The following is a 12,662-nucleotide window of genomic DNA, read 5'->3' on the forward strand; positions in this document are numbered from 1 at the left end:
CGACCCACCATGAACCCGACCGTCGCCAGGCTGACGCTGCGCGGCCTGCTCGGCCGCCGCCGCGGCTTGCTGCTGCTGGTGGTCCCCGCCCTGCTGCTGGTCGTCTCGGCGATCGCCGCCGGGTCCAGTGGCGACAAGCACGAGCTCGTCGTGAACGTCCTCGGCAAGCTCGGCCTCGGCACCCTGCTGCCGATCCTCGGCCTGGTCGTCGGCACCGGCGCCATCGCCACCGAGATCGACGACGGCTCGATCGTCTACCTGCTGGCCAAGCCGCTGCCGCGGTGGAAGATCGTCACCACCAAGCTGGTGGTCGCGATCGGCACCACCTGGGCGTTCGCGGCGGTGCCGGTCCTGCTCGCCGGGCTGCTGATGTACGGGACGAAGGAGGGGCTGGCGCTCGGCTACACGGCCGCCGCGCTGGTCGCCGGGGCCGCGTACAGCGCGCTGTTCCTGCTGCTCGGCGTGGTGACCCGGCACGCGGTGGTGGCCGGGCTGGCGTACGCGCTGGTGTGGGAGTCACTGATCGGCAACTTCGTCGAGGGCGCCCGCACCCTCAGCGTCCAGCAGTGGGGGCTGGCGGTGGCCGAGTCGGTGGCCGCCGAGGGCTCGCTCACCTCGGCGGTCTCGCTCGGCCTGGCCGTGCCGCTGCTGCTCGTGGTCGTCGTGGGGGCGACCGCGGCGGCCTCGGTGCGGCTGGCCGGGCTCACCCTGGCCTCGGACGAGTAGGGCACCGACGGGGCGGGGGCGCGGGGCTCAGAGCGTCCGGTTGCGGCCGGCGCCCCAGCCCGCGGCGCCGACCACGGCGGCCAGCACCAGCATCAGCGCCAGCGGCGTGGTCCAGCCGCCGGTCAGCTGGTGCAGGGCGCCGGCGCCGACCGGGCCGGCCGCCGCGACCAGATAGCCGACCGCCTGCGACATGCCGCCCAGCTGGGCGGCGCCGGCGACGCTGTCGGTGCGCAGCACGATGAAGGCGAGGCCGAGGCCGAGCGAGCCGCCCTGGGCGACCCCGAGGATGGTGGCCGACACCCAGGCGCCGGGCACCGGGGCGATCAGCAGGACGGCGATGCCGAGGCCGTTGAGCGCGGCCATCGCGACGGCGAGTGCCCGCTGGCTGGTCATCCGCCCGGCGAACAGCGGCACCAGGAACGCGCCGGCCACCTGCACCAGGTTGGAGAAGGCGAAGACCAGGCCGGCCTCTCCGCGGTCCATGCCGTGGTCGGCCAGGATGGTCGGCATCCAGGCGACCAGGGTGTAGACCAGCAGCGACGAGATGCCCATGAACAGGCTGATCTGCCAGGCCAGCGGCGAGCGCCAGATGCCCTCGATCGGACGCGCGGAGGCGGCCGGGGCGGCCGCGGTGGAGGCGGCCGGGGCGACGGTGCGCGCGGCCCGCGCCCGCAGCACCTGCGGCAGCCAGGCCACCGCCGCGACCAGCGCCAGCACCGACCAGGCGCCGAGCGAGGCCTGCCAGCCGCCGCCGAGCGCGTGCTCCAGCGGCACCGAGAGGCCGGCCGCCATGGTCGCGCCGACCAGCATGGTGGTCGAGTAGACGCCGGTCATCGCCGCGGCCCGGTCCGGGAACTCGCGCTTGACCAGCCCCGGCATCGACACGTTCAGCACGGCGATCGCGACACCGATCACCACGCACCCGGCGTACAGCGCCGCCACCGAGGGCAGCACCCGCAGCAGCACGCCCGCGCCGAGCACCAGCACCGCGCCCAGCACCACCCGCTCGGTGCCGAAGCGCCGGGTCAGCCGGGGGGTGAGCGGGGCGCCGACGCCCTGGAAGAGCACCGGCACGGTGGTGATCAGCCCGCTCGCGGTGGCGGAGAGCCCGAAGGTGTGCTGGATCTCGGCCACCATCGGCGACACCGCCGCCAGGCAGGCGCGCATGTTCAGGGCGACCAGCACGATGCCGGTCAGCAGCAGGGCGGGGTGGGCCAGCCGGCTGCGGACGGGGAGCGGGGCGGAGCCGGTGGTGGTGACAACCGGCTGCGGGGCACGGGTGACGGCCATGGGTGGTGCTGCTTTCGTGGAGTTCGAGGCGTGCGGGGGCACATCCGGGGAGCGGGGAACGGGGGCCTCGGCCCGTTCACTTCCGGGCGGCGATGGCGGCGAGGAGCTGCTCGACGGCGGCGGTCGGCTCGGCGAGCAGCTCACGACACGCCCGCTCGGCCCGGTCCGGGTCGCCGCTCTCGATCGCGTCGACGAGGGCCTGGTGGGTCGCCACGACCACCTCGGGCATGTCGTGGTCGCCGAACGCCGTGCGCATCGACTCGCGCACCGAGGCGCCGAAGTAGCGGTACACCTCGGTGAGCGCCGGGTTGTGCGCGGCCTCGACGACGGCGGTGTGGAACTCCAGGTCGTGCTCGACGGTCGCCTCGCGGCCGGTCCGCTCGGGGTGCGCCGCGATCACCTCGGCCTCGCGGGCCAGCGCGGCCCGCATCCGCCGGATGTCCTCGGGGGTGTGCCGCAGCGCGGCCAGCCGGGCGGCCTCGGCCTCCAGGGCGGCGCGCACCTCCAGGACGTCCCGCACGCCGGAGCGCTGCACACCGCGCAGCACGGCGGCCGGATCGCTGGTGGAGCGCACGAAGGTGCCCTCGCCCTGCCGGGAGACCAGCATGCCCGCGTGCACCAGCACCCGGATTGCCTCGCGCACGGTGTTGCGCCCGATGCCGAGCCGCTCGGCGAGCTCGTGCTCGGTCGGGATCCGCGCGCCGACCGGCCAGACGCCGGTGCTCAGCTGCTCCCGCAGCTGCTCGATCGCGGTGTCGACCAGGGAGCGCCGGCCGGCGGTCTGCAGCGTGTCCGGGGCGCTGTGGGCGCCGTGCGCGCTGCTCATGGCGGGCTCCTCCCCGGGTCTGCCGGGCCCTGCGGGGCCCTCGGTCGCCGGTCATCCTACAACTGCTTGCCCGGTCATCCTACAACTGCGGGCGAACGGCGCGGGAACCGTCCGTGGCGGGTGCCGGTCGTGCCGGGACCAGGCGCGGCCCCGGCACGGGGACCTCCCGGTCCCGGATCATGCGGTCACCCCTTCGGAGGCGAAACCGGGCAGCCAGCGCAACGCCTCCGCCCGGAAGGGGACGGTGCAGTCCAGTTGGCAGAGCACGGCGCTTCCGGCCGTGACCGCGCGGTTGATCAGGACGTAGGACGGCGGGAGGTTGAGCTGTCGGATCAGTCCCTGGGTGCCGGGGGACGTGGCCCGGGCCAGTTCCTCCCGCAGCCAGGACCGGGTGAAGTGGAACTCCTCCTGGGCCGTCGGTACGGCGAGGGGGGCGAGGAAGGCCGAGACGGCCTCCGCTCCGGCCCGCGACCCCGGCCGGAGAAGGCCGGCTTCCCGCATGAGCCGTTCGGCGGCCTCGAAGTCTCCTGCGTGGGCGAGGCGTTGGAGCCTCCCGAGGGTGTGCGGCAGCCCGTCGGGGAGCCGTTTGACCGCGCCGAAGTCCAGGACGCCGAGCCGGCGGTCGGGGAGGAGTCGGAAGTTGCCGGGGTGCGGGTCGGCGTGCAGCAGCCCGGCCCGCCCCGGGCCGGAGAGCAGGAAACGGGTGAACCGCAGCCCGGCCGCGTCCCTCTCCTGCCGGGTGCCCCCTGCGATCACGTCGGCGAGGGGCCGACCGGGCAGCCATTCGGTGACCAGGACCCGCGAGGTCTGGGCGACCACGGCCGGCACATGGATGTCGGGGTCGTCGCGGTACGCCTCGGCGAAGGCGCGCTGCGCGCCCGCTTCCAGGAGGTAGTCCAGTTCCTCGGCCACCCGGTCCTTCAACTCGGCGACCATCGGGCCGATCTCCAGGCCGGGGTAGAGCAGGGTGAGGGCGCGCATCAGCCTGGAGACGCGCGCGTAGTCGCCGAGCAGGGCCTCTCGGGCGTTCGGGTACTGGATCTTGACGGCCACCTCGCGGCCGTCCTGCCAACGGGCCCGGTGGACCTGACCGATGGACGCCGCGGCTTGCGGCACCTCCTCGAACGCGCGGAACGACTCCGGCCAGGAAGCACCGAGCTCCTCGGTGAGGGTGTGCTGGACGGCGTCGAAACCCAGCGCCGGTGCCGACTCCTGGAGCCGCGCCAGCGCTTCCCGGTACGGGCCCACGACGGTCGGCGGCATCGCGGCCTCGAAGACCGAGAGCAGCTGACCGATCTTCATCGCACCACCCTTGAGCTCGCCGAGGACGGAGAAGAGCTGTTCGGCGGTGCGCCGCTGGAACTCCTCGGCGACCGCTTCGGCGGACTGCCCGAGCAACCGTCGGCCGATCCTGGCGGCCGACCTGCCCGCGTACCCGAGCGGCAGTTTCGCCAGACGGGCCGAGCGGGCCGCCGGCCGCCAGGGGATGCCGGCCGCGGGGCCGAGCGGCCCGCCCTCGGCCGGGCGTTCCTCGTTCCGCTCCATGGGCTGGGATCCTCTCTGTCCGCCGGACGCGGTGTCCGAATGGACAGAGGAGCGGCGGGCCCGGTGCACTCCCCGCCCGCCGGTGACGTTCCCGGCGGCGGTGTCCCCGGTGCGGCGGCGCCCCCGGTGGCGGCTCTCGGCAACTGCCGGGCCATCGGAGGGAGTGCCCGGGGTGTCCGGGCCCTCTGACACGATGGAGGTATCCACCCCCGACCCCCCGGGCGCAGGGTCCGCAGCCCGGGTCGTCGACCATCCACAACGCGACAGGGACCTGCGGGCGCCGTCCTCCCCGACAAGGTGGCTGGACGGTCGGTCATGGGAGGGAACATGGGTACTGGTGAGGAGACCGCCGGGCGGATGCGGCAGGACTGGCCCTCGGTCGAGCTCGACGCGGTACGGCGCCTTCGGGTGCTGGCCGCCGCCGGCGGCCACCGGATGTTCGCCGAGCGCACTCTGGCGGCTTCCTTCGACGAGGTCTGGTCGGTGGCGAGCGATCTCGAAGGGGAGCTGCCGCGATTCATCACCGGCCTCAGGGCGTTCAGCCTGGAACCCGCCGGGCCGGGCGGCGACCGGTGGTCCGGCGTGGCCATCAGCAGGATCGGCCACCGGGAGCGCTTCGACGTGGTGCTGCGGTCCGGTTGGTGCCTGATGCAGAGCAGGGCCGTGGTGGGGGGGATGGCGGCGGTGCCCGAGGGGGAAGGGGTGCGGTTCGCGCTCTTCGGCGGCCTGCGGCTGCCGGGCATCCGTACGGTCCGCTCGTTCCTCGGGAGTTCTCCGGACGGGAAAGGCAGGCTATTGATGGACCGTCTGGAGTCCCGTGTGGCCGCCAAGGCCGCAGCGTCGGCGGCGGACTGAACGAATCCGCACATCGGGCTCGGACCACCGGTACGGGACGCACCCGCAGGGCGTCCCGTACCGAAACGTATCCGGCCTTTCCTGTTCCGCTTTCCCGGATTTCTCAGAACCAGGATCTGCGGAATATGGCACGCGCCCGGAACAATCGTGAACGCACTGTGCCGACAGGGACGTTGAGAATGCTCGCGACCGTCTTCTCGTCGAATCCGTCGATGTGCCGCATCGTCAATATGGCCCGGTGCTCCGGAGAGAGCCGGTCGAGTGCGTCGCGAATGTCCGCGGCGAGTTCGGTGTCCGTCGGGTCGGGCTCGTCGGCGAGTTCGACCGGCGAGGACTTCCGCCCCCTGGCCGCGACTCGGACGGCCTCGCGCAGGGCAATCGCCTTGGCCCAGCCGAACAGTGCCTCGGGCGTCTTGAGCTGGTGCAGTCTTCGGAAGATCGCGATCATCGACTCCTGGGCCGCGTCCGCGGCGTCCTGCAGCGCGATCGGTGCGCACACCCGCCCGACGTAGGGTGCGAGAACTTCCAGTATTCTTTCCATCGCGATGAGGTCGCCGAGCTGGGCTCTGTTCACCAGATCGGCCAGATCATCCTGTTCGCGCGAATGCGAAAATGCCATCGACGGACCCCCGTGTCCCCGTTAGAGCCAAGCGCGGCTCGCGTGCAGTCGCCCTTCGGGCGTTCTGTGCGATATCTCGGCGCGCTCCCGCTGCCGGCTGCGGCGGCGCGCCGACGGCTGCGGTCTCCGGGCGAAAAGTGTAACCGATCGTAGGCCTCCGAGGGGGCCGATTGGCCGCAATTCCCTTGTGCCAGCGGGTAGTTGGCCGCCGGATCGGGCGGCGGCACCCGGGGAGTGCAACGGCCCCCCGTGCTCTCCTCTTACCGGTACTGCGTCCGTCGACGGGAGAAATGGGAGTGGGCGAGTGGGGACCGAGCAGTGGGCCGGCAGGAATGGAATTGACGACCTGGTGTCATTCGTGGAAGCGGAGTTCGGTCATTCGAGCGGGCTGCGGCTGGCCGTGGTGCACGCCGTCGGGTCGACGGGCCGCGACGGGCACGAGGAGGAACGGCAGCTCGCGGCGGGGTTCCCGGCCCGCCGCCGGGCCGAGTTCCTGGCCGGGCGCGAGGCGCTGCACCGGGCACTCGACCGGGCCGGACTGGACTGCGGGCCGGTGCTCCGCGACGGCCCGCGCCCCCGGCTGCCCGCCGGTGTCCGGGCCTCGATCAGCCACTCGCAGGGCATCGCGGTGGCGCTGGCCGGACCGGCCGCCCGGTACCGGACACTGGGCGTCGACATCGAACTGTGCGGGCCGCCGACGGCCGCCGCGCACCTGGTGCTGAACCGGGAGGAACGGAACCTGCTCGACCGCTCGGCCCCGGACGCGGCGGACCGGCTGCTGGCGCTGTACTCCGCCAAGGAGGCGGCGTTCAAGGCGCTCAGCCCGCTGCTGGAACCGGAAGAGCTGCCCGGGCTGCGCGCGGTCGGACTGACGCCCCGGCAGGACGGCTGGCCGGGCCGCGCCGGTGGCGCGGCCCGGCCTGCGGGTCGCGGTGTCCGTCCGGCGGCTGGACGTCGGCGTACTCAGCTGGGCGCTGCCGGCCGGCTGACCGGGCCCGGACAGTGCGCCGGGCCGCCCCCGGAGAACGGGAGCGGCCCGACGGGACAACCCGGCGCCTCCTCAGGCGAGTGCCTCGGTGGCGTCGCGCTCCGGAACGGGCCGGGGCTCCGGCGCGGCCTCGGCGGGCCCGCCGCCGGGGAGCCACCGCAGCAGCCGCGGCAGGTACCAGCTGCGGTCGCCCAGCAGGGTCAGCGCGGCGGGCAGCAGCACCGCCCGGACCAGGGTGGCGTCGATCAGGACGGCCGCCGACATGCCGACACCGGACTCCTTCATGGACAGTTGCGGGAGCGCTCCGAACACCGCCGCGACGGCCACCATCACGATCGCGGCGCTGGTGACCACGCCGGCCGTGCCCTTGATGCCCTCGGCGACGGCCCGGGCCGTGGGCAGTCCGTGGTCCCGGCCCTCGCGGATCCGGCTCACCACGAACACGTGGTAGTCCATCGAGAGTCCGAACAGGAAGACGAAGAGGAAGAGCGGCACCCAGGAGGCGATGCCTCCGGTGGCCGTGAATCCCAGCAGGCTCTCACCCCAGCCGTGCTGGAAGACCACCACGATCAGGCCGAACGCGGCCCCGACCGAGAGCAGGTTGAGCACCAGGGTGAGAGCGGCGAGGACCAGGGAACGGAACGAGAAGAGCATCACGCCGAAGGTGAACAGCAGGACGAAGCCCGCGACCCAGGGAGTGCTGTCGGAGAGGTTCCGGTTGCCGTCCTCCGAGACGGCGGTGGTACCGCCGACCGCGGTCTCGGCGCCCGCGAGCCCGGCGAAGGCCTGCGGGAGCACCGTCCCGCGCAGTGTGCGGAGGGCCGCGACCGAGGCGCTGTCGGTGCCGTCGCCGTCGAGGGCGACGGTGGCCACGCCGACCGTGCCGTCGGCGTTCACGTGGAAGGTCACCGGACCGCGCAGGCCCGGGGTCGAGTCGGCTGCGGCGCGAAGGCGGTCCAGCGCGGCCTGCCCGTCCGGCCCGCCGAGGCCGTCGGCCTTGACGACGATCTTCGCGGGTGAGCCCGCGCCGGGGAAGGCCTGCTGGATCCGCTGGTAGGTCTGCAGGGCCGGAAGGCTGTCGGCGGGCAGGTCGCCGACGCCGGCGTCCGAGGTGTTCAGGGCGAACGCCGGGACGAGCAGCGCCCCCAGGAAGCTTGTGCAGAGCACCAGGGAGAGGGCGGGGCGGCGCAGCACGAGGTCGATCACGCCGGTCCGGCCGCGGGCTGCTCCGGCGCGGCGGCGCAGCGGGACGCGGCCCTTGTCGATCCGGTGGCCGAGCAGCGACAGGAGGGCCGGCAGGACGGTGACCGAACCCGCCACCGCGACGGCGACGACGAGGATGGCCGCGGTGGCCATGCCCAGGAAGATGCCGTTGCCGGAGAGGTACAGCCCGGCGAGCGAGACGATCACGGTCAGGCCGGAGACGACGACCGAGCGCCCGGAGGTGGCGGCGGCCGCGATCACCGCGGCCTCGGTGCCGCGTCCGGCCGCCCGTTCCTCGCGCACCCGCTTGAGGTAGAAGAGCGAGTAGTCGACGCCGACCGCGATGCCGATCAGCGACATCACCGAGCTGCCGTTCTGGTCGATCGGTACCAGCTGGCTGGCCAGCGCCATCAGCCCGCCGGTCGCGGTCACCACGGTCGCGGCCAGCAGGACGGGCAGCACGGCGGCGACGGCCGCGCCGAAGGCGATCAGCAGGATGCCGAGCGTCACCGGGAAGGACAGGGTCTCGGCGGTGGAGTAGTCGGTGTGCAGCTTGGCGTCGTAGCTGTGCTGGAACGAGGCCTCGCCGAACTGCTCGATGCGCATGTCCTGGTGGGCCTTGCCGACCCGGGCGACCGCGTCGAGCACCGGTTGCACGTTCTCCCTGGCCTTGAGCGCATCGCCCGCCATGTCGAACTGCACCAGGGCCGAGTGGCGGTCCGCCGAGACCGCGGCCTGCCCCGCCGGGTCGAGCGGGGAGACCACGTTGGCGGTCCTGCCGCTGTCGTTCAGCGCCCTGACGGTGTCGCCGACGGCGCTCCGGAAGCGGTCCGAGTCGACCGTGCCGCCGGTGTCCTGGACGAGGACCACCTCGTGGGCGGGCAGCGAGAGCCCGGCCCGGCCCAGGATCCGCTCCGCCCGGTGCGACTCGCCGTTGGTCAGCTGGGCGGCTGTCGGGGTGTGTGTCTGCACCGCGCCGCCCAGCACGGTGGTCACTGCCACGAAGGCCAACCAGAGCAGCACGGCAGTCCACCGGTGGGTCGCGCTCCAGCGCCCTGCCGCCTGTGCCAATCCTCGCCTGCTTCGCACGTTCCCTCTCCCAGGTCCGTCGGGATCGGCTCGGCCGAGCCGTCAGGGGATCAGGAGGGGCCGGCCCGGGCGGGGGTTCCTTGCCGATTCCGCCCGTGTCGGCCGGAACCTCCGGCCCGGCGCGGCCCTCCTGGCAGACAGCCCGGACCACCGGGAGCGTGCGCCTCCCCCGACAGACAGGCAGGAACCGTGAAGAGGACCGTCACCACCACCCCGGAGGAGCCCCGGCCCTTCCCCCCGCTGGCCGGTGTCCGGCACCGGTACGTCGATGCCGGCGGCGTGCGGCTGCACGTCGCCGAGGCCGGGCGGGGCGAGCCCGTGCTGCTGCTGCACGGCTTCCCCCAGCACTGGTACGCCTGGCGGAAGGTGATCCCGCTGCTGGCCGGCGGGTACCGCCTGATCTGCCCCGACCTGCGCGGCTTCGGCTGGTCACAGGCCCCGGCCGGCGGATACGACACGGACACCCGGGTGGCGGACGTGCTCGCGCTGATGGACGCGCTCGACCTGCCGTCGGTCCGGCTGATCGGCCACGAGTGGGGGGCCTGGGTCGGGTTCATGCTCTGTGCGCGCGCGCCCGAGCGGTTCACGGCGTTCCTCGCGCTGAACATCGTCCACCCCTGGCCGCTCCACCGCAGGCTGGTGCCGCAGTCCTGGCGGTTCTGGTACACCGCCCTCCTGGAATCGCCGCTGCTCGGCCGCTGGATGCTGCGCCGCCGGCCCGGCTTCACCAGGTACCTGCTGCGCCGGGGCGTGGTGGACCGGACGGTCTGGGAGAACGGCGCGCTGGAGGAGTTCGTGGCGGCCAGCGCCCAAGCGGGCGCGGCCCGGGCGGGCGAGGCACTGCACAGGTCCTTCGCGGTGCGGGACGTCGCCCGACTGGCCCTCGGCCGCTACCGCGGGCTGCGGCTCAGCACCCCGACCCATCTGCTCACCGGGGAGCGGGACGTCGTCCTGCCCCCGAGCGTGCTGGGAGGAGGGGAGCGCAACGCGTCCGCGCTGCGGGCCGAAGGCGTCCCGGGGTGCGGACACTATCTGCACGAGGAGCGGCCGGAGCTGGTGGCGCGGGCGGCGGTGAGCCTGTTCGAGGGGCGGTAGGGGTGAGGGCCGGGGCGGCGGTACCGGCCGCCGTCCCCGACTCATGACAACCAGGCCGCCCGGAAACTCCTCCTCGCGCGGTGCAGGCGGGACTTGACCGTTCCGCGGGCCAGCCCGAGGGTCCCTCCGACGGTGTGCTCGTCCAAACCCTCCAGCCCCCGGAGCACCAGGATCGCCCGGTGTTCCGGGGACAGCCGGCTCAGCACATCGTGCACGTCGCAGGCCAGTTCGGCGTCGGTGGCGGTCGGCCGGTCGCCGACGTCCGCGACCGGGGTCTCCCGGCCCGCCCGCCGGGACACCCGGACCGCCTCCCGCACGGTGATGGTGCGCACCCAGCCGTACAGGGCGCTCGGGTCGTTGAGCTTCCCCAGGCTCCGGAAGATCACGATCATCGATTCCTGCACGGCGTCCGCGGAATCCGCCAGGGCGATCGGCCGGCAGAGCCGTCCGACGTAGGGGAGCAGCAGCTCCATCAGGTCGTTGAGCGCCAGGGTGTCGCCCGCCTGGGCTGCACGGACCAGCGGAGCCGCGACCTCCCACGGCGCGAGGGCAGGCGGTCCGGCGGCCCGGTCCAGCTGTGTTCCACTCATGTCCGGTTAGAGGGCCGGCGGCCCCCGGACACTCCCTCGGGCGCCGCTCCGGGGCCCCGGATATTTTTTCGCATCCGGATGGAGTGTGCCGGGCGGCACCCGGCTCTTACCCACCGTCGAACCCTTCCGAGCCCGACGGACCGTCAAAGCGGCGCGGAACGACCACGACGCCACCCACACCCGCACACGCCGGCCTCCGGCGTGCGATCAGTCACGCCGAACAGAGGGATCAACGCATGCCTGACGTCTCCGCACTCCAGCTGGGCTCCGTCCCGCAGCCGACCGCTCCCCTGGGTGTGCTGCCCGAGACGGCTGCGGCCAAGCACCCCGACACACCGTTCCGCTCCGACCTTCCGTGGCGGACGTACGACGGTCCGGTCACCACCTTCGCCGAGTTCGCCGCAGCCGTCGAGGACTACGCCGACCGCTTCTGGGCGGCCGGGATCCGCCGCGGCGACATCGTCGCCGTGGTGCAGCGCAACCACATCGAGGTCGAGGGCGTCATGTGCGCGCTCGGCCGGATCGGGGCGCTGCCCGCGCTGCTGTCCTCCGCCATGGAGACCGGCGAGCTCCTGGAGTGCTTCGCCCGGCTGGACCACCCCTACGTGATGGTCGACTCCCTCGGCCTGGCCGAGCTGGCCGAACACCGGCACGCGGTGAAGGTGCTGACCCGGGGCGTGCTCGCGCTGGAGCCGTCCGAGGCCGGCTGGGTCCGGCCGGTGCAGGAGCGCGCCGCGCACGTGGCCGCGCCGCGCGACGAGGACGACTGGTTCGTCATCACGCACTCCTCCGGCACCACGGGCGCGCCCAAGCTGGCGGCGCACTCCACGCGGTCGCTGTTCGGGATGGTCGCCCCGATGATCATGATTTTCCGGGACCAGTACAACCAGGACGACCTCAACGCCAAGCACCTCTCCTTCGTGCACGCCCGTACCTGCGCCGGCACCCTGGCCTCGCTGGAGACCGCGATGCCCGCGCTGTCGATCGCGGACCCCTCCCCCGAGAACGTCAAGCGGCTGCTCCTCGACCAGCGCCCCACCTCGGTCGAGACCCACCCCAACGTCTTCATCCAGTGGGAGCAGCTGGCCGCCGACCCGGACCGCCCGTTCGCCGGCGTGGAGCGTTTCATCAGCACCTTCGACGCGATGCACCCGCGCACCGTGCGCACCCTGCTCGCCGCCTCCGACCAACCCGGGGCGCACTACCTGCAGGCGTACGGGCAGACCGAGTCCGGCCCGATCTGCCTGCGGATCGTCACCCGCGACGAGGCGGCCGGGTACTCGCCCCGCAACGTCGGGCACTCCGGCGGCGGGATGGAGGTCCGGATCGTCGACGAGGCCGGAGCGCCCGTCCCGCCGGGGACCCCCGGCCGGATCGAGACCCGCTCCACCGGGCGGATGCGCGGCTACGTCGGCGGCGGCACCATGCCGGCCGACGACGCGTGGTGGCCGATGGGGGACGTCGGCCGGCAGCTGCCGGACGGCTCGCTGGAACTCCTCGACCGCATCGTCGAGCAGGCCGACGGCGTGGACAGCCTCCTGGAGAAGGAGGACCACCTGCTGGAGTCCCTGCCCGAGCTGGTCGAACTGGTCCTCATCCGGGCCGAGGACGGCGGTGTCTTCGCGGTCGCCTGCCCACGGGCCGGCGCCGCTCCCGACCGCGAGCGCTTCCTCGCCGCCGCCGCCGAGGCCGGCCTGCCGGAGATCACCGTCTTCTTCTGGGAGTGGGAGGCCATGCCGGTCACCGGCTCGTACAAGGTCCGCCGCGCCGTCCTGCGCCGGCGACTGGGCAACCGCCTCGACCGTGCCGCGGTGCCGGCCGGGGCCCGGTGAGCGC

11 protein-coding genes and 1 pseudogene are annotated in these 12,662 nt (G+C 73.6%); 5 read left to right on the plus strand and 7 right to left on the minus strand.

Annotation, left to right across the window (positions count from 1 at the left end; genetic code table 11):
• Positions 1-9: 9 nt before the first annotated feature.
• Positions 10-726, plus strand: coding sequence for an ABC transporter permease (locus ACF1AK_RS07970; RefSeq protein WP_391497866.1), 717 nt, complete (start codon positions 10-12; stop codon positions 724-726).
• Positions 727-753: 27 nt separating this feature from the next.
• Here ACF1AK_RS07970 and ACF1AK_RS07975 read toward each other — a convergent pair whose 3' ends face one another.
• The 3 genes from ACF1AK_RS07975 to ACF1AK_RS07985 form a co-directional block, all read right to left on the minus strand.
• Complete coding sequence (locus ACF1AK_RS07975) at positions 754-2,016, minus strand: CynX/NimT family MFS transporter (RefSeq protein WP_391497867.1); 1,263 nt, start codon at positions 2,014-2,016, stop codon at positions 754-756.
• A 76-nt stretch (positions 2,017-2,092) separates the two neighbouring features.
• Complete coding sequence (locus ACF1AK_RS07980) at positions 2,093-2,842, minus strand: FadR/GntR family transcriptional regulator (protein WP_391497868.1); 750 nt, start codon at positions 2,840-2,842, stop codon at positions 2,093-2,095.
• Positions 2,843-3,019: 177 nt separating this feature from the next.
• The gene (locus tag ACF1AK_RS07985) at positions 3,020-4,387 is read right to left on the minus strand and encodes an ABC1 kinase family protein (protein ID WP_391497869.1); all 1,368 of its coding nucleotides are present in this window, start codon (positions 4,385-4,387) and stop codon (positions 3,020-3,022) included.
• Positions 4,388-4,714: 327 nt separating this feature from the next.
• Between ACF1AK_RS07985 and ACF1AK_RS07990 the strand changes: the two genes are divergently transcribed.
• On the plus strand, positions 4,715-5,242 hold the full coding sequence (locus tag ACF1AK_RS07990; protein ID WP_391497870.1) for a hypothetical protein: 528 nt from the start codon (positions 4,715-4,717) through the stop codon (positions 5,240-5,242).
• Between the two features lie 103 nt (positions 5,243-5,345).
• Here ACF1AK_RS07990 and ACF1AK_RS07995 read toward each other — a convergent pair whose 3' ends face one another.
• Both ACF1AK_RS07995 and ACF1AK_RS08000 read right to left on the minus strand, forming a co-directional pair.
• Entirely contained in the window at positions 5,346-5,861 is a 516-nt protein-coding gene (locus tag ACF1AK_RS07995; RefSeq protein WP_391497871.1) for an RNA polymerase sigma factor, read from the minus strand.
• A gap of 352 nt (positions 5,862-6,213) precedes the next feature.
• Positions 6,214-6,474: a hypothetical protein gene (locus ACF1AK_RS08000; protein WP_391497872.1), complete on the minus strand. Its 261-nt coding sequence runs from the start codon at positions 6,472-6,474 to the stop codon at positions 6,214-6,216.
• Between ACF1AK_RS08000 and ACF1AK_RS08005 the strand changes: the two are divergent.
• Positions 6,355-6,705 (plus strand): annotated as a pseudogene (locus ACF1AK_RS08005) (4'-phosphopantetheinyl transferase superfamily protein); the annotation flags it as partial. The gene ACF1AK_RS08000 and the pseudogene ACF1AK_RS08005 overlap by 120 nt on opposite strands.
• A 216-nt stretch (positions 6,706-6,921) precedes the next feature.
• On the opposite strand, the gene ACF1AK_RS08010 reads toward ACF1AK_RS08005, so the two are convergent.
• Positions 6,922-9,075, minus strand: coding sequence for an MMPL family transporter (locus ACF1AK_RS08010; protein WP_391497873.1), 2,154 nt, complete (start codon positions 9,073-9,075; stop codon positions 6,922-6,924).
• A gap of 255 nt (positions 9,076-9,330) precedes the next feature.
• On the opposite strand from ACF1AK_RS08010, the gene ACF1AK_RS08015 reads away from it, so the two are divergent.
• Positions 9,331-10,236 carry an alpha/beta fold hydrolase gene (locus tag ACF1AK_RS08015; protein ID WP_391497874.1) on the plus strand — a complete coding sequence of 302 codons (906 nt, stop codon included), beginning with the start codon at positions 9,331-9,333 and terminating at the stop codon, positions 10,234-10,236.
• A 41-nt stretch (positions 10,237-10,277) separates the two neighbouring features.
• Here ACF1AK_RS08015 and ACF1AK_RS08020 read toward each other — a convergent pair whose 3' ends face one another.
• Complete coding sequence (locus ACF1AK_RS08020; RefSeq protein WP_391497875.1) at positions 10,278-10,826, minus strand: RNA polymerase sigma factor; 549 nt, start codon at positions 10,824-10,826, stop codon at positions 10,278-10,280.
• 236 nt (positions 10,827-11,062) lie between these two features.
• On the opposite strand from ACF1AK_RS08020, the gene ACF1AK_RS08025 reads away from it, so the two are divergent.
• A complete protein-coding gene (locus tag ACF1AK_RS08025; RefSeq protein ID WP_391497876.1) occupies positions 11,063-12,658 on the plus strand; it encodes a class I adenylate-forming enzyme family protein in 1,596 nt (531 codons plus the stop codon).
• The last annotated feature ends 4 nt before the right edge of the window (positions 12,659-12,662 follow it).

The sequence above is a fragment of the Kitasatospora sp. NPDC015120 genome, assembly GCF_043080305.1.
Classification (GTDB): domain Bacteria; phylum Actinomycetota; class Actinomycetes; order Streptomycetales; family Streptomycetaceae; genus Kitasatospora.